Source organism: Streptomyces sp. NPDC058632, assembly GCF_042717095.1.
In the GTDB taxonomy this organism is placed as follows: Bacteria; Actinomycetota; Actinomycetes; order Streptomycetales; family Streptomycetaceae; genus Streptomyces.
In genome coordinates, this window is the sequence record NZ_JBHXQZ010000008.1 from 77,080 (window position 1) to 92,783 (window position 15,704).

Here is a 15,704-nt window from a genome sequence, read left to right on the forward strand (position 1 = left end):
CACGCCGCCCCCTCGGGGAAAACGGAGGAGAGCGACATGCAGCACCCGCGCAGGGCCACCCCGGAACGATTCCCGGCCCGGGAACGATTCGCCGACGGGGCGCAGTTCGTCGCGGGCCGCCCGGTGAAGGGCACCTCGGGCCGTACGCACACGGTCGTCGACCCGGCCACCGGCGAGGACGTGTACACCTACGACCTCGCCGGCACCGACGACGTGGACGCGGCCGTCGCCGCCGCGCGGGAGGCGTTTCCGGCGTGGGCCGGTGCCACGCCGGGCGAGCGGTCCGACGCGATGCACCGGTTCGCCGCCGTGGTCGCCGAGCGTGCCGAGGACTTCGCCCGCGCCGAGTCCCTGCAGTGCGGCAAGCCCCTGAAGCTGAGCCGGGAGTTCGACGTCCCCGGGAGCGTCGACAACATCGCCTTCTTCGCCGGTGCCGCCCGGCACCTGACGGGCCGGTCGGCCGGTGAGTACTCCGGCGACCACACCTCCTACGTGCGCCGCGAACCCATCGGCGTCGTCGGCTCGATCGCACCCTGGAACTACCCGCTCCAGATGGCCGCGTGGAAGATCCTCCCGGCGATCGCCGCGGGCAACACGATCGTCCTCAAGCCCGCCGAGATCACCCCGCTGACCTCACTGCTCTTCGCCCGGGCAGCCACCGACGCCGGCATCCCGGACGGCGTGATCAACATCGTCACCGGCACCGGCCGGGAGGCGGGCGAGCACCTCGTCGGCCATCCCGACGTGGCCATGACCTCCTTCACCGGCTCCACCGCCGTGGGCAAGCGGGTCGCCGCCGTCGCCACCGCCACCGTCAAGCGCGTCCACCTCGAACTCGGCGGCAAGGCGCCCTTCGTGGTCTTCGACGACGCCGACCTCGACGCCGCCGTCAACGGAGCGGTCGCGGGCGCGCTCATCAACACCGGCCAGGACTGCACGGCCGCCACACGCGCGTATGTGCAGCGGCCCCTCTACGAGGCGTTCGTGGAGCGCACCGCCGCGCTGATGGAGACCGTGCGGCTCGGCGATCCCTTCGCCGCCGGCACCGACCTCGGCCCGCTGGTCTCGCACGCGCAGCGCGAGAGGGTGGCCGGCTTCGTCGACCGGGCGCGCGCCCACGCGCGCGTCGTCACCGGCGGAGAGGCCCCGGGCGGGGAACTCGCCGCCGGCGCCTACTACCGGCCCACCCTGATCGCGGACGCCCCGCAGGACAGCGAGGCCGTGCAGGCCGAGATCTTCGGACCGGTGCTGGTCGCCCTGCCCTTCGACACCGACGACGAGGGCATCGCGCTCGCCAACGACACGCCGTACGGACTCGCCGCCTCGGCCTGGAGCCGGGACGTGTACCGCACCGGCCGTGCCACGCGCGAGATCAGGGCCGGGTGCGTGTGGATCAACGACCACATCCCGATCATCAGCGAGATGCCGCACGGCGGCTACCGGGCTTCCGGCTTCGGCAAGGACATGTCCGCGTACTCGTTCGAGGAGTACACCCAGCTCAAGCACGTCATGTTCGACACCACCGCGGTGGTCCGCAAGGACTGGCACCGCACGATCTTCGGGGACCGATAGCAGCCGGGCCGCCCGACCCGCGGCCCCACTCCCGAAAGGCACCACGCGTATGGAGCAGTACGATTCCGACCGCCTTTCCCCGGCCCGGGCGGCCGCCACGCGGCGCGGCTTCCGCAGCGGCAGGGCGGCCCTGTCGCGCCGGTCCCTGCTGCGCGCCTCCGCGGGCGGTGTGCTCGCGGCCGGCGGAATCGGGGCGCTGAGTGCCTGCGGCATCCCGCCGGCGGGCAACACCCGGGGCGGCGTACCGGCCGAGGACCACTCGGAGAAGGAGAAGCGCGTCGCCTTCTCCAACTGGACCGAGTACATGGACGTCGACGACGGCGGGCACCGGCACCCCACGCTGGACGCGTTCACCGAGCGGACCGGCATCAAGGTCACGTACACCGAGGACATCAACGACAACACCGAGTTCTTCGGCAAGATCAAGCCGCAGCTCGCCGCCGGCCAGGACACCGGCCGCGACATCGTCGTCCTCACCGACTGGCTGGCCGCCCGCCTGATACGCCTGGGCTGGGTGCAGAAGCTGGACCCGTCCCACCTGCCGCACGCCTACGCCAACCTGTCGCCGCAGTTCCGCAGCCCCGACTGGGACCCGGGCCGCGCCTACTCCTACCCCTGGCAGGGCATCGCGGCCGTCATCGCCTACAACAAGAAGGCGCTCGACGGCGTCGAGGTGAAGACCCTCTCCGACCTGTTGGACCACCCGAAGCTCAAGGGGCGCGTCGGCCTCCTCACCGAGATGCGCGACACCATGGGGCTGACCCTGCTCGACATGGACAAGGACCCGGGGAAGTTCACCGCCGACGAGTACGACGCGGGGATCGCCCGGCTCCAGAAGGCCGTCGACAAGGGGCAGGTCCGCCGCTTCACCGGCAACGACTACACCTCCGACCTCAGCAAGGGCGACTTCGCCGCCTGCGTGGCCTGGGCCGGGGACGTCGTTCAGCTGAAGGCGGACAACCCGGACATCGACTTCCTGATCCCGGACAGCGGCTACATGATGTCCAGCGACAACCTGCTGATTCCGAACAAGGCCCGGCACAAGACCAACGCCGAGCGGCTCATCGACTACTACTTCGAGCCGCGGCCGGCCGCCGAACTCGCCGCCTACATCAACTTCGTCTGTCCGGTCGAAGGTGTGAAGGACGAGCTCGCGAAGATCGACGTGGACGCGGCGAACAACCCGTTGATCCTCCCCGACCAGGCCATGCAGGCCAAGTCCCGTGCCTTCCGCTCCCTGAGCACCGAGGAAGAGACGGCATTCGAAACGAAGTTCGCGAAGCTCACGGGGGCGTGACGAGATGAAGACGACCAACGACACGGCCGCCCACGGCGGGGACGTCCGCCTCACCGGCCTCGGCAAGACCTACGGCGCGTTCACCGCCGTCCACCCCCTCGACCTGACCGTGCCCGAGGGCTCCTTCTTCGCCCTGCTCGGCGCGTCCGGCTGCGGCAAGACCACCACCCTCAGGATGATCGCCGGCCTGGAGGAACCCACCACCGGTGCCGTCCACCTCGGCGACCAGGACGTCACCGCGCTCCCGCCGTACAAGCGGCCGGTGAACACCGTCTTCCAGTCCTACGCCCTCTTCCCGCACCTCGACATCTTCGAGAACGTCGCCTTCGGTCTGCGCCGGCGCGGCATCAGGAGCGTGAAGAAGCAGGTCGGGGAGATGCTGGAGCTCGTCCAGCTCGGCGAGCAGGCCCGCAAGAAGCCGCACCAGCTCTCCGGCGGCCAGCAGCAGCGCGTCGCCGTGGCCCGCGCCCTGATCAACCACCCGAAGGTGCTGCTGCTCGACGAGCCGCTCGGCGCCCTCGACCTGAAACTGCGCCGCCGGATGCAGCTGGAGCTCAAACGCATCCAGACCGAGGTCGGCATCACCTTCGTGCACGTCACGCACGACCAGGAGGAGGCCATGACGATGGCCGACACGGTCGCCGTGATGAACGCGGGCCGCGTCGAGCAGCTCGGCCCGCCCACCGAGCTGTACGAGAACCCGCGCACCACGTTCGTCGCCGACTTCCTCGGCACGTCCAACTTCATCGAGGCCGACGTCGACACCAGGTCGGGCGACGACATCGTGCTGAAGGCGGGCGGCGGCAAGCTCGTCCTGCCCTCGGCGCGCAACAGCGGCCCCACGGCGACCGGCGGCAAGGTACTGCTCGGAGTGCGCCCGGAGAAGATCTCCCTCGTCCACGCCGACGACGCCGGCCGGATCCCCGAGGGCCGCAACCGGATCACCGGCCGGATCTCCGACTCCAGCTACCTGGGCGTCTCCACCCAGTTCGTCGTCGACAGCCCGGTCTGCACCGCGTTCGAGGTCTACGTCCAGAACATCGACCGCGACGACCGGCTGGTGCCCGGAGCCGAGGTCGTCCTGCACTGGAACCCGGCGCACACCTTCGGTCTCGACGCCGCTCGGTCCCCGCTCGCGGGGACAGCGGGCTCCGCCGGTGCGGAGACCGTCGAGGAGGAGGCCGCCTGATGGTCACCGTCACCCAGTCGCCGCCGCCCCGGTCGGCGCCCCTGGCGCCGGCCCCGCAGGCGAAACCGCCGCGGAAGCGGGGCCGCTGGACGCCGTACCTGCTTCTGCTGCCCGGCCTGCTGTGGCTGTTCGTCTTCTTCGCGCTGCCGGTGATCTACCAGGCCTCCACCTCCGTCCAGACGGGTTCCCTGGAGGAGGGCTACGAGGTCACCTGGCACTTCGCCACCTACGGGGACGCGCTGTCCGCGTACTGGCCGCAGTTCGGCCGCTCGGTGCTCTACGCGGCCTCCGCGACCGTGCTGTGCCTGGTGCTCGGCTACCCGCTGGCATATCTGATCGCCTTCCGCGCGGGACGCTGGCGGAACCTGATCATGATCCTGGTGGTCGCGCCGTTCTTCGCGAGCTTCCTGATCCGCACCCTCGCCTGGAAGACGATCCTCGCCGACAGCGGCCCCGTGGTCGGGATCCTGAACACGCTGCACGTCCTGGACGTCACCTCCTGGCTCGGCTTGACCGCCGGCGACCGGGTGCTGGCCACACCGCTCGCCGTCGTCTGCGGTCTGACGTACAACTTCCTGCCGTTCATGATCCTGCCGCTCTACACCTCCCTGGAGCGCATCGACCCCCGGCTGCACGAGGCGGCGAACGACCTGTACGCCAAGCCCTCGACCACCTTCCGCAGGGTCACCCTCCCGCTGTCCATGCCCGGCGTCGTCTCCGGCACGCTGCTGACCTTCATCCCGGCCACCGGCGACTACATCAACGCGGACCTGCTCGGCTCCACCGACACCCGCATGATCGGCAACGTGATCCAGACGCAGTTCCTGCGCGTCCTGGACTACCCGACGGCCGCGGCGCTCTCCTTCATCCTGATGGCCGCGATTCTCTTCGTCGTCACGTTCCACATCCGCAAGTCCGGCACGGAGGATCTGGTGTAAATGGCCTTCGTCAACTGGCTCAAGCGCCGTCTCGTCGTCATCGCGGGGCTGCTGACGCTCGCGTATCTGCTGCTGCCGGTCGTGGTGGTGGCCGTGTTCTCCTTCAACAGGCCCAAGGGCCGCTTCAACTACGAGTGGCAGGAGTTCTCCACCGACGCCTGGAAGGACCCGTGCGGGGTCTCCGGCCTGTGCGGCTCGCTGTCGCTCAGCCTCCGGATCGCCCTGTGGGCGACCCTCGGCGCCACCGTGCTCGGCGCCATGATCGCCTTCGGGCTGGTCCGCTACCGCTTCCGCGCCCGTGGCGCCGTGAACTCGCTGGTCTTCCTGCCGATGGCGATGCCCGAGGTGGTCATGGCGGCGTCGCTGCTGACCCTGTTCCTCAACATGGGCGTCCGGCTCGGCTTCTGGACGATCCTCATCGCCCACGTCATGTTCTGCCTCAGCTTCGTCGTGGTCGCCGTCAAGGCGCGCGTGATGTCGATGGACCCGCGCCTCGAGCAGGCCGCCCAGGACCTGTACGCCGGTCCGGTCCAGACGTTCCTGCGGGTCACCCTGCCGATCGCGGCGCCCGGCATCGCGGCGGGCGCGCTCCTCGCCTTCGCCCTGTCCTTCGACGACTTCATCATCACCAACTTCACCTCGGGGTCCACCGTCACCTTCCCGATGTTCGTCTGGGGCTCCGCGCAGCGCGGAACTCCGGTACAGATCAACGTCGTCGGTACGGCCATGTTCGTCGTCGCCGTGCTGCTGGTGTTGGCCTCCATGGCCGTCGGCAACCGCCGCAAGCGGCAGAAGGCGTAGGGGGCCGGGACCATGAACCGCTGGACGAAATCCCTCGCCGATGCCCGCCCGTCCGCGTACTGGCTGGACGACCCCGGCCGGCCGGGGCCCCGGCCCGCCCTCACCGGCGCCGAGACCTGCGACCTGCTGGTGGTGGGGGGCGGATACAGCGGGTTGTGGACGGCGCTGATCGCCAAGGAACGCGACCCGGGACGGGACGTCGTCCTGGTGGAGGGGCGCGAGGTGGGCTGGGCGGCCTCGGGCCGCAACGGCGGATTCTGTGCCGCCTCCCTCACCCACGGCCTGTCCAACGGCCTGGCCCGCTGGCCGGACGAGATCCACGCGCTGGAGCGGCTGGGCTCCCGCAACCTCGACGCCATCGAGGAGACGGTCGCCCGCCACACCATCGACTGCGACTTCGAACGCACCGGCGAGCTCGACGTCGCCACCGCGCCCCACCAGGCACGCGAACTGCGCGACTGGCACCGGGAGATCGACCGCCGGGGACTCGCGGAGGGGGTGGAGTTCCTGGACACGGACGAGGTCCGCGCCCAGGTCGACTCGCCCACCTTCCTGGCCGGCCTCTGGGACCGCAGGGGCGTGGCCATGCTCCACCCGGCGAAACTCGCCTGGGGGCTCAAGCGGGCCTGCCTCGGCCTCGGCGTCCGCGTGTACGAGCACACCCCCGCCCTCACCCTGCGCTCCTACGGCGCCGGACTGGCCGTGCGCACCCCCTACGGGCAGATCCGCGCCCGCACCGCCGCCCTCGGCACCAACGTCTTCCCCAGCCTGGTCAAACGGGCCCGCGCCTACACCGTTCCGGTCTACGACTACGCCCTGATGACCGAGCCGCTCACCGACGCCCGGCTGGCGTCCGTCGGCTGGCACAACCGGCAGGGACTCGGCGACAGCGCCAACCGGTTCCACTACTTCCGGCTGACCGCCGACCACCGCATCCTGTGGGGCGGCTACGACGCGGTCTACCCGTACGGCGGGCGGGTGCGCGCCGAGTACGACGACCGGCCGGAGACCTACGCGAAGCTCGCCCAGCACTTCTTCACCTGCTTCCCGCAGCTGGAGGGCGTCCGCTTCACCCACGCCTGGGGCGGTGCGATCGACACCTGCTCCCGCTTCTCGGCGTTCTACGGCACCGCCCACCGGGGCAGGGCCGCCTACGCGGCCGGCTTCACGGGGCTCGGCGTCGGCGCCACCCGTTTCGGCGCCGAGGTGATGCTGGACCTGCTGGCGGGGGAGCGCACCGAGCGGACGGAGCTGGAGATGGTGCGCAGGAAGCCGCTGCCGTTCCCGCCCGAGCCCTTCGCCTGGACCGGCATCGCGCTCACCAAGTGGTCGCTGGCGCACGCCGACACCCACGACGGACACCGGAACCTGTGGCTGCGGACGATGGACAGGCTGGGGCTGGGCTTCGACAGCTGAGAACAGGCGGAGACTGCGGCGCGGCCCATGGGGCGTGCGGCGGCCCGAACCCGACTGGTTCGGGGGCGGAGGTCCGGCGGACCCTCGACGGCTACTTCGGCCGACCGTCCGGCTGCCGGTCAGCGGCTGCCGGACGGCTGCCCCGGCCGGCCAGGAGCCAGAGGCACATCAGCAGGACCGCTCCCAGACACCAGCCGGCCACCACGTCCAGCGGCCAGTGGTAGCCCCGGCGCACCAGCCCGTAGGAGGCACCGGCGACCAGGCCGGCGCAGAGCAGCAGGAGCGCGCGGCGGATCGCCGGCGAGCGCAGCAGCGGGAGGAGGAGCAGGACCGCCGCGCCGTACGCCACGACAGCGGTGGCGGTGTGGCCCGACGGGTAGTAACCGACCGCCGGGGGCACGGCCGGGGTGCCGGGGCGGTCGGTCCACTCCTTCAGGGGCACGACGAGCACCGGCACCAGGGCCATCGCCGCGGCTCCGGCGGCGGGCGGCAGCCACCAGCGGCCTTGGCCCGCGGCCCGCCCCCGCCACGCGACGTACACCAGGGCGGCCGCGAGGAGGGGCACGGCCACCTCGATGTTGCCGAGGTCGGCGAGCGCTTCGGAGGCCGTGTCCGGCTCGATGAGCGCCCTGCTCAGCCGTTCGTCCAGGTCCACCAGCGGGCCGTCGGTGACGACCTGCCAGGTGATCAGGGCGAAGAGGAGAACGGGAGGCCCGAGCAGCAGCATGGTGCACAGCGTGGCATGCGCGGGCTCACGGCCGTTCGCAGGGCAGGGCATGCCGAAGGGCCAGTGCAAGGGGGGGGGTGAGCACTGGCCCTTCGGAGGGGACGGCCTGCCGCGCGTAACGCGTGAGCAGCCGTCCGGACCGGAACGCCGCGCGCCCCGGGGGGTTTGGGACGGGCGGCTGTCCGATCGTGAGGAGACCCGGAACCCGGGGGCTCCGGTTGTGTGCGCGAGGGCACGACCAGGTCGAAGCTGGGGAGGCCTCGGCCCGTACCGCCCACAGTCCCCTGTGAGCGGGTGTCTCTCTTGTCCCGGTAGAACCTACGGCAGGGGGTGGGCCCGCGACAGGGCCAACCGGCTCCTGTCATCCACCCCGCACACGTTCTTCACACGCTCTGCCGCTCGCGCCCCGGCAGTGGATGCCGGAGCGGCTCACCCGCTTCGTCGGCGGCTCAGATGTGCACGAATGCCTGTTCAGACGCGTGCGAACGCCTGCTCGAGGATGTCCAGGCCCTCGTTCAGCAGGCCCTCGCCGATGACCAGCGGCGGCAGGAAGCGCAGCACGTTGCCGTAGGTGCCACACGTCAGGACCAGCAGGCCCTCCTGCTGGCAGGCCTTGGCCAGCGCGGCCGTCGCCTCCGCGTCCGGCTCCTTGGTCGTGCGGTCCTTGACGAGCTCGATGGCCATCATGGCGCCGCGGCCGCGGACGTCGCCGATGACGTCGAACTTCTCGGCCATCGCGGTCAGCCGGGCCCTCATGACCGCCTCGATCGCCTTGGCCCTCCCGTTGAGGTCCAGCTCCTTCATCGTCTCGATGGCGCCGAGCGCGCCCGCGCAGGCCACCGGGTTGCCGCCGTAGGTGCCGCCGAGGCCGCCGGAGTGGGCCGCGTCCATGATCTCGGCGCGTCCGGTCACGGCGGAGAGCGGGAGTCCGCCTGCGATGCCCTTGGCGGTGGTGATCAGGTCCGGGACGATGCCCTCGTCCTCGCAGGCGAACCACTGGCCGGTGCGGCAGAAGCCGGACTGGATCTCGTCGGCGACGAACACGATGCCGTTGTCCGAGGCGAACTCGCTGATCGCGGGCAGGAAGCCCTTCGCCGGCTCGATGAAGCCGCCCTCGCCGAGCACCGGCTCGATGACGATCGCGGCCACGTTCCCGGCGCCGACCTGCTTGGAGATCTGGTCGATGGCCTGGGCGGCGGCCTCGGGGCCGGCGTGGGCGGCGCCGGTCGGCCAGCGGTAGCCGTAGGCGACGGGGACGCGGTACACCTCGGGCGCGAACGGGCCGAAGCCGTGCTTGTAGGGCATGTTCTTCGCGGTGAGCGCCATGGTGAGGTTGGTGCGGCCGTGGTAGCCGTGGTCGAACACCACGACCGCCTGCCGCTTGGTGTGGGCCCGCGCGATCTTGACGGCGTTCTCGACGGCCTCGGCGCCGCTGTTGAAGAGGGCCGACTTCTTGGCGTGGTCGCCCGGGGTCAGCTCGGCGAGCGCCTCGGCCACGGCCACGTACCCCTCGTACGGCGTGACCATGAAACAGGTGTGCGTGAAGTCGGCGAGCTGGGCGGTGGCACGGCGTACGACGGCCTCGGCGGAGGCGCCGACCGAGGTCACCGCGATGCCCGAGCCGAAGTCGATCAGCCGGTTGCCGTCGACGTCCTCGATGATCCCGCCGTCCGCACGCGCGGCGAACACGGGCAGCACGGAGCCCACGCCCTGCGCGACCGCGGCGGTACGGCGGGCCTGCAGCTCCTGCGACTTCGGGCCCGGGATGGCGGTGACGACGCGGCGCTCCTGCGGAAGTGCGGTCATGAGGGGCTCCTGGGGGGTGAAACGGACACGTGCCTTCTTTTCTCGCAGGCTAGGGCGGGGGAGGGAGGCTGGGCATGCTCCATGTGGGCGTTGTCCGGGGGGCCGGGTTGTCCGGTGTGGACATAGCGGGGGACGGAGGGCGGGGAGAGGGCGACGCAGGGGGCGGCGGGCGTGCGGGCGGCCCGGGGCCCGGCGGGCGTGCGCCGCGCGGTGCCGGCCGGGGAACCGCGCGGGATTCGGGGCGCACCCGGCACCGTGCGAAGTGCCCTCGTGGCCCGGCCCGGCCGGGTGAACGGTGAACTCGCCCTGCGGGGGCGTTAGATTGGCTCGCTGATGGTGAACGGCGCGGCAGCTCAGGGGGCAAGGGCGATGGACAGCGACGGGACGCAGGACGCGCGGGGCACGCACGCGAACCCGGTGCCGCGCCCTGCCGGGCCACCGGAGGTGCCCTCGGCGCCCCCGAGGCCGGCCAGGGCGCCGGGCATGCCGCCGTTGCCGGACGGGTCGGCGTTCCTGACCTGGCTGCGCACCCCCCGCCCCGAGGCACTGCCCGGCGTATGGCGGTTCGGGCACCGGCCCCGGCCGATGGAGGAACCGGTACAGATCGCGACCCGGGAACTGCTCAGCGGAGCACTCATCGCCCTGCTCGTGGGGTGGCTGATCTGGTCACTGCTGGCGAATGGCTATCTGGGCGGCTGGTGGCTCCTTCCCCTGGAGCTGTTCACTCCGGATTCGTGGCGCACCAGCGACGACCAGATCGTCAACCTCATTGTCTGGGACGGCTACACCCTGCTCGTCGTGTTCGCGATCATGATCGGGGTGGGGAGGCTGGGCCGCTGGGGTGAGGTCTGGCGCCGTTTCGGGGCACCCCGACTGCGACGCCCCGGGCCGAAGGAACCGCAGCCGACCACCGAGGACGATCCCGCCACCTGGCCCGCGCTGCGTGCCGCCGGCGCCACCGACGCGGCGGACCGGCTCGCCGCCGACGCGCGCGCCGGGCTGATGCGGGACGTCGACCACGCCCGGATCACCCGCGCCTGGCAGGGCGTACGCAGCGGCCGGCACCCCCTCGCCACCTTCACCGGCGCCGTGCTCGGCCACGGTGCCGCCGCCTGCCCGCACCCCTCCGGTGCCCGCGACCTGCCCGCCCGGCAGGCCCGGCACGACCTGGTCACCGGTCAGGTACGGCTCGGCACCACCGCCGACGACGTCCGCAACCCGTACGCCTACCGGGGCACCGGCCTCGCCCTCGGCCCCGAGCTGCTGGGCACCTCCCTGGTCGCGGTCGGACCGGCCGGCTCCGGCAAGACCAGCGCCGTCGTCCGGCCGATCGCCGAGTCGCTGTGCCTGCACGCGCTCGCCGGACGCGCCGCCGTGGTCGTCGTCGGTGCCGCCGGCGTGGCAGCCGGCCCGGCCGACGCGTACGACGTCGTGGTGCGGATCGGCAACCCGGACTCCGCGTACGACCTCGACCTGTACGGCGGGACCACCGACCCCGACGAGGCCGCCGCGGTTCTCGCCGAGGCGCTGGTCGGCGACCTGGCCGATCCGCACCCGGGCAACGACAGCCGGCGCGCCACCACCGTCCTCGCCCAGTTGCTCGGTCCCTTCCACGCGGTGCACGGCCGCTTCCCCTCCGTCCCCGAGCTGCGCGGCCTGCTCGACGGCTCGCCCGGCCCGCTGGCCGAGCTGCGCCAGGGCCTGACGGAGACGGGGCAGCAGTCGCTGCTGCGCGAACTCGACGCCCGAGAACGGCAGATGGCGCACCCCGGCGACGTCGGAGGGGTCCTCGCCGACCGGGTGGCGCTGCTCGACCGGCCGGCCTTCGCGACGTTCTTCAAAAGCAGGGGCTTCGACACCTCCGGGCAGTCCCGGCCGTTCACCCTCAAGGCGCTGGACCATCCCGTACGGGTCCGCGTCGACCTGCCCGCGCGGGGCCACGCCGACGCCTCGCGACTGCTGGCGCGGCTCGTCCTCGCCCAGTTCACGGCGAGTGTGACGGAGCGCGAGGACCGGTCCTTGTTCGCCTGCCTGGTGCTGGACGACGCGACCGGTGTCATCACCCCCGAGGCCGTACGCGGCATCCAGCGGCTGCGGTCGGCGAACGCCGGGGCCGTGCTCACCCTGCGCACCCTGGACGACGTGGCGCGGCCGCTGCGCGGCCCCCTGCTCGGGACCGTCGGGTGCAGGATGGCGCTGGCCGGGCTGACCCCGTGGGACGGGCAGGACTTCGCCGAGGTCTGGGGCAAGGAGTGGACCGAGGCACGGGACGTCACCGACCGGCAGATCATCGCGGAGAGCCCGGCGGGCAAGGCCTGGCACGGGGTGCGGCGGGCCATCACCGGCAAGGCGCCCACCGCGCGGGCGGTCACCGTACGGCAGGTCGAGCGGGAGCGGTGGTCCGCGTCCGAACTCGCGCACGCGCTGCCGGCCGGGCACGCGGTGCTGTCCCTGACCGATGTCCGGGGTGAGCACGCGCCGCCGCTGCTGGTCGACCTGCGGGGCTGAGAAGCGCGGCGGGAGCGGCGCATATGTGATGACGCGGCGTGCATACGGTGAGGCAGAATTGATAGAGGTCGTTCATACGCGACGGCCAAAACGTCAGACCGTTCACCGACCCGGACACCGACCGACCGTTCCCGCCGTCGACCTGAAGGCGCCATGCCCCTGACGCTCGCTTCGCTCGCCCACCACTCCGCGCTCAAGCTGACCGTGCGCGCGGGCGAGGACGGTCTCGACGTACCGGTCCGCTGGGCGCACGCCAGCGAGCTGGCCGATCCCGTGCCGTACATGGAGGGCGGCGAACTGCTGCTCATCACCGCGCTCAAGCTGGAGGCGGAGGACGCGGCGGTGATGTGCCGCTATGTGAAGCGGCTGGTGGAGGCAGGGGTCGTCGGCCTCGGCTTCGCCGTCGGCGTCCACTACGAGGACATCCCCGAGGCACTGGTCGACGCCGCGCGTCAGGAGGGTCTGCCGCTCCTCGAGGTGCCGCGCCGCACCCCCTTCCTCGCGATCAGCAAGGCCGTCTCCGCCGCCGTCGCCGCCGACCAGTACCGCGCGGTGACCGCGGGGTTCGCGGCCCAGCGGGAGCTGACCCGGCAGGGGCTGACCGGCGGCCCCGAGGGCCTGCTGGCCGCGCTCGCCACCCAGATCGACGGATGGGCCGCGCTGTACGACGCCTCGGGCGCCGTCGTCGCCACGGCGCCCGACTGGGCGGGCCGGCGCGCCGCACGGCTCACGGCCGACGTGCGGCGGCTGCGGGAGCGGGCAGCGCCCGCCTCGTCGGTCGTCGCCGGACCGGAGGACGACGACCGGGTCGAACTGCACTCCCTCGGCACCGGCCGGCGCCCCCGTGCCGCGCTCGCCGTCGGCACGGCCGCCACGCTCGGCACCGCCGAGCGGTACGCCGTCCACTCCGCCATCGCGCTGCTCACCCTGACCACGGAACGCTCCCGCTCCCTGCACGCCGCCGAACAGCGGATCGGGGCCGCCGTCCTGCGCATGCTGCTCGCCGGGGAGCCGGACCACGCCCGCGCGGTGGCCGGACACCTGTACGGCGGTCTCCTGGACGCGCCCTTCCGGATCGTCGTGGCCGAGACGGGCACGGCGCCCGCCGCCCGCGCCCAGGGCGACCCGAACGGCGACGCCCTCGACGCGCTCGCGGAAGCCGTGGAGTCCGCCGCCGCCCGCTCCGGCGAGGCGGTTCTGGTCGTGCCGGAGGGAGAGCGGCTGGTGGTGCTGGCCGCCGACGGCGGCGCGGCCGTGGCCGCGTGCCGCGACCACGCGGCCGCCCTGGAGGCCGCGCGCGGCGCCGGGGGCGCCCACGAGCCCCTCGTGGGCGCCGACGAGGACGAACTGGTCGTGGGCCTCTCCGCACCGGTCGGTCCCATCGCCGCCTCCGCCGCCTACAAGCAGGCCGGACAGGCGCTGTCGGTGGCCAGGAGGCGGGGGCGGGTGCTGGTGGAGCACGAGCAGATGGCCGCCGGGTCCGTGGTGCCGCTGCTCGCGGACGACGCGGTCCGCGCCTTCGCCGACGGACTGCTGCGGCCCCTGAACGAACACGACGCGACCGGGCGCGGCGACCTCGTCGCCTCCCTGCGCGCCTGGCTCTCCCGGCACGGGCAGTGGGACGCCGCGGCCGCCGACCTCGGCGTGCACCGCCACACCCTGCGCTACCGCATGCGCCGCGTCGAGGAGATCCTCGGCCGCTCCCTGGACGACCCGGACGTCCGCATGGAGCTGTGGCTGGCACTGAAGGCGACGTCGTCCGACTGACGGCCGCCGACCGATCTGCCAAAGCGGCGCGCACCGGAAACCGACTGCTACGACTCGGACAAGCGTCACGTCGTCGGCACGCCCCTACGGTGGACGCAGCAGGCCACGTACACCCCCACGCGGAAGGGCCGGATCACTCATGCCCCAGAAAGACACGGCGGCCACCCACGCCTTCTGGCTCGCCGGCCGTCGGGCCACCGGCGAGGCCGCCTTCGACGTCACCTCTCCGTGGGACGGCCGGGTCGTCGGCACGGTGAGCGAGCCCACCGACGCCCAGGTCGAGGAGGCCGTGGCCGCCGCGTACGCCGTACGGGACGAGTTCGCGGCCACCCCCGCCCATGTCCGCGCCGCCGCTCTCGACCACGTCGGCCGACGGCTCGTCGAGCGCGCCGAGGACATCGCCCGGCTGATCTCCGCCGAGAACGGCAAGCCGATCAAGTGGGCGCGCGGCGAGGTCGGCCGGGCCGTGTCCGTGTTCCGGTTCGCCGCCGAGGAGGCACGCCGGTTCAACGGCGGCGAGGGCCAGCGGCTCGACACCGACGCCGGCGGCCAGGGACGGCTCGCCCTCACGCGGCGGTTCCCGAAGGGCGTCGTCCTGGGCATCGCGCCGTTCAACTTCCCGCTGAACCTGTGCGCCCACAAGATCGCCCCGGCCATCGCCGCCGGTGTCCCCATCGTCCTCAAGCCCGCGCCGGCGACTCCGCTGTCCGGGCTGCTCATCGGTGAGCTGCTCGCCGAGACCGAACTGCCGGCCGGCTCCTGGAGCATCCTCCCGGTCCCGAACGACCGCATGCCCGCCCTGGTGCAGGACGAGCGGCTGCCGGTGATCTCCTTCACCGGCTCCGAGAAGGTCGGCTACGCGATCATGGACTCGGTGCCGCGCAAGCACTGCACCCTGGAGCTCGGCGGCAACGGCGCGGCCGTCGTCCTCGCCGACTGGGCGAGCGACGAGGACCTGGACCACGCCGCGCAGCGCATCGCCACCTTCTCCAACTACCAGGGCGGTCAGTCCTGCATCTCCGTGCAGCGGGTCATCGCGGACGCCTCCGTGTACGACAGGCTGCTGCCGCGCATCGTCGCCGCCGTCGAGGCCCAGGTCACCGGCGACCCGGCCGACGACGCGACCGACGTCGGCCCCCTGGTCGGCCAGGACGCCGCCGAGCGGGTCGAGGCATGGGTGCAGGAGGCCGTCGAGGCCGGCGCCGCCGTCCTCACCGGGGGCAAGCGCGACGGAGCCTCCTACGCGCCGACCGTGCTCGCCGACGTACCGGCCGGGGTGACGATCGCCCGCGAGGAGGTCTTCGGGCCCGTCCTGACGGTGACGAAGGCGGACGGCGAAGCAGCGGCCTTCGCCGCCGCCAACGACTCCAAGTACGGCCTCCAGGCAGGAGTGTTCACCCACGACCTCCAGGCCGCCTTCCGGGCCCACCGCGCCCTGGAGGTCGGCGGTGTCGTCATCGGCGACGTGCCTTCCTACCGCGCCGACCAGATGCCGTACGGCGGTGCCAAGCAGTCCGGTGTGGGCCGCGAGGGCGTGAGGTTCGCGATGGACGACTACACCTACGAGCGGGTGATGGTCCTGACCGGCCTCGCCCTGTGAGACGGGCGGTGGGTGCCTGACAGCGGAAGGAAGGGGCCCGGCACCGATGCCTTCCGGTGCCGGGCCCCTTCCTTCCGGTGCCG

At 72.5% G+C, this 15,704-nt stretch carries 11 protein-coding genes; 9 read left to right on the plus strand and 2 right to left on the minus strand.

Annotated features, from left to right (window positions below; genetic code table 11):
- Positions 1–36: 36 nt before the first annotated feature.
- From ACFWVE_RS05520 to ACFWVE_RS05545, 6 genes are read left to right on the plus strand one after another with little or no spacing between them, the layout of a single operon-like run.
- On the plus strand, positions 37–1,572 hold the full coding sequence (locus tag ACFWVE_RS05520) for a gamma-aminobutyraldehyde dehydrogenase (RefSeq protein WP_384008476.1): 1,536 nt from the start codon (positions 37–39) through the stop codon (positions 1,570–1,572).
- Positions 1,573–1,621: 49 nt separating this feature from the next.
- The gene (locus ACFWVE_RS05525; RefSeq protein ID WP_384008478.1) at positions 1,622–2,869 is read left to right on the plus strand and encodes a PotD/PotF family extracellular solute-binding protein; all 1,248 of its coding nucleotides are present in this window, start codon (positions 1,622–1,624) and stop codon (positions 2,867–2,869) included.
- Positions 2,870–2,873: 4 nt separating this feature from the next.
- Positions 2,874–4,058 (plus strand): ABC transporter ATP-binding protein, encoded by a 1,185-nt coding sequence (locus tag ACFWVE_RS05530; protein WP_384008481.1) that lies wholly within the window; start codon positions 2,874–2,876, stop codon positions 4,056–4,058.
- Complete coding sequence (locus ACFWVE_RS05535; RefSeq protein WP_384008483.1) at positions 4,058–4,996, plus strand: ABC transporter permease; 939 nt, start codon at positions 4,058–4,060, stop codon at positions 4,994–4,996. The genes ACFWVE_RS05530 and ACFWVE_RS05535 overlap by 1 nt, the downstream gene beginning before the upstream one ends.
- A complete protein-coding gene (locus tag ACFWVE_RS05540) occupies positions 4,997–5,797 on the plus strand; it encodes an ABC transporter permease (protein ID WP_384008485.1) in 801 nt (266 codons plus the stop codon).
- Positions 5,798–5,809: 12 nt separating this feature from the next.
- Complete coding sequence (locus ACFWVE_RS05545) at positions 5,810–7,213, plus strand: NAD(P)/FAD-dependent oxidoreductase (RefSeq protein WP_384008487.1); 1,404 nt, start codon at positions 5,810–5,812, stop codon at positions 7,211–7,213.
- Between the two features lie 91 nt (positions 7,214–7,304).
- On the opposite strand, the gene ACFWVE_RS05550 is transcribed toward ACFWVE_RS05545, so the two are convergent.
- Entirely contained in the window at positions 7,305–7,940 is a 636-nt protein-coding gene (locus ACFWVE_RS05550; protein WP_384008489.1) for a phosphatase PAP2 family protein, read from the minus strand.
- A 471-nt stretch (positions 7,941–8,411) separates the two neighbouring features.
- On the minus strand, positions 8,412–9,746 hold the full coding sequence (gene gabT / locus ACFWVE_RS05555) for a 4-aminobutyrate--2-oxoglutarate transaminase (protein WP_384008491.1): 1,335 nt from the start codon (positions 9,744–9,746) through the stop codon (positions 8,412–8,414).
- 369 nt (positions 9,747–10,115) lie between these two features.
- Here gabT and ACFWVE_RS05560 point away from each other — a divergent pair, with 369 nt between their 5' ends.
- From ACFWVE_RS05560 to ACFWVE_RS05570, 3 genes are all read left to right on the plus strand, one after another.
- Positions 10,116–12,254, plus strand: coding sequence for an ATP-binding protein (locus tag ACFWVE_RS05560; protein WP_384008493.1), 2,139 nt, complete (start codon positions 10,116–10,118; stop codon positions 12,252–12,254).
- Between the two features lie 153 nt (positions 12,255–12,407).
- Positions 12,408–14,021, plus strand: coding sequence for a PucR family transcriptional regulator ligand-binding domain-containing protein (locus ACFWVE_RS05565; RefSeq protein WP_384008494.1), 1,614 nt, complete (start codon positions 12,408–12,410; stop codon positions 14,019–14,021).
- A 139-nt stretch (positions 14,022–14,160) separates the two neighbouring features.
- A complete protein-coding gene (locus ACFWVE_RS05570) occupies positions 14,161–15,621 on the plus strand; it encodes an aldehyde dehydrogenase family protein (RefSeq protein WP_384008496.1) in 1,461 nt (486 codons plus the stop codon).
- Positions 15,622–15,704: the final 83 nt, after the last annotated feature.

What these genes read in the sequence shown, in the direction of transcription:
- ACFWVE_RS05540 (WP_384008485.1), top strand. Translation starts at nt 4,997, where the DNA reads ATGGCCTTCGTCAACTGGCTCAAGCGCCGTCTCGTCGTCATCGCGGGG.
- ACFWVE_RS05545 (WP_384008487.1), top strand. Translation starts at nt 5,810, where the DNA reads ATGAACCGCTGGACGAAATCCCTCGCCGATGCCCGCCCGTCCGCGTAC.
- ACFWVE_RS05520 (WP_384008476.1), top strand. Translation starts at nt 37, where the DNA reads ATGCAGCACCCGCGCAGGGCCACCCCGGAACGATTCCCGGCCCGGGAA.
- ACFWVE_RS05570 (WP_384008496.1), top strand. Translation starts at nt 14,161, where the DNA reads ATGCCCCAGAAAGACACGGCGGCCACCCACGCCTTCTGGCTCGCCGGC.
- gabT (WP_384008491.1), bottom strand. Translation starts at nt 9,746, where the DNA reads ATGACCGCACTTCCGCAGGAGCGCCGCGTCGTCACCGCCATCCCGGGC.
- ACFWVE_RS05525 (WP_384008478.1), top strand. Translation starts at nt 1,622, where the DNA reads ATGGAGCAGTACGATTCCGACCGCCTTTCCCCGGCCCGGGCGGCCGCC.
- ACFWVE_RS05535 (WP_384008483.1), top strand. Translation starts at nt 4,058, where the DNA reads ATGGTCACCGTCACCCAGTCGCCGCCGCCCCGGTCGGCGCCCCTGGCG.
- ACFWVE_RS05560 (WP_384008493.1), top strand. Translation starts at nt 10,116, where the DNA reads ATGGACAGCGACGGGACGCAGGACGCGCGGGGCACGCACGCGAACCCG.
- ACFWVE_RS05565 (WP_384008494.1), top strand. Translation starts at nt 12,408, where the DNA reads ATGCCCCTGACGCTCGCTTCGCTCGCCCACCACTCCGCGCTCAAGCTG.
- ACFWVE_RS05530 (WP_384008481.1), top strand. Translation starts at nt 2,874, where the DNA reads ATGAAGACGACCAACGACACGGCCGCCCACGGCGGGGACGTCCGCCTC.
- ACFWVE_RS05550 (WP_384008489.1), bottom strand. Translation starts at nt 7,940, where the DNA reads ATGCTGCTGCTCGGGCCTCCCGTTCTCCTCTTCGCCCTGATCACCTGG.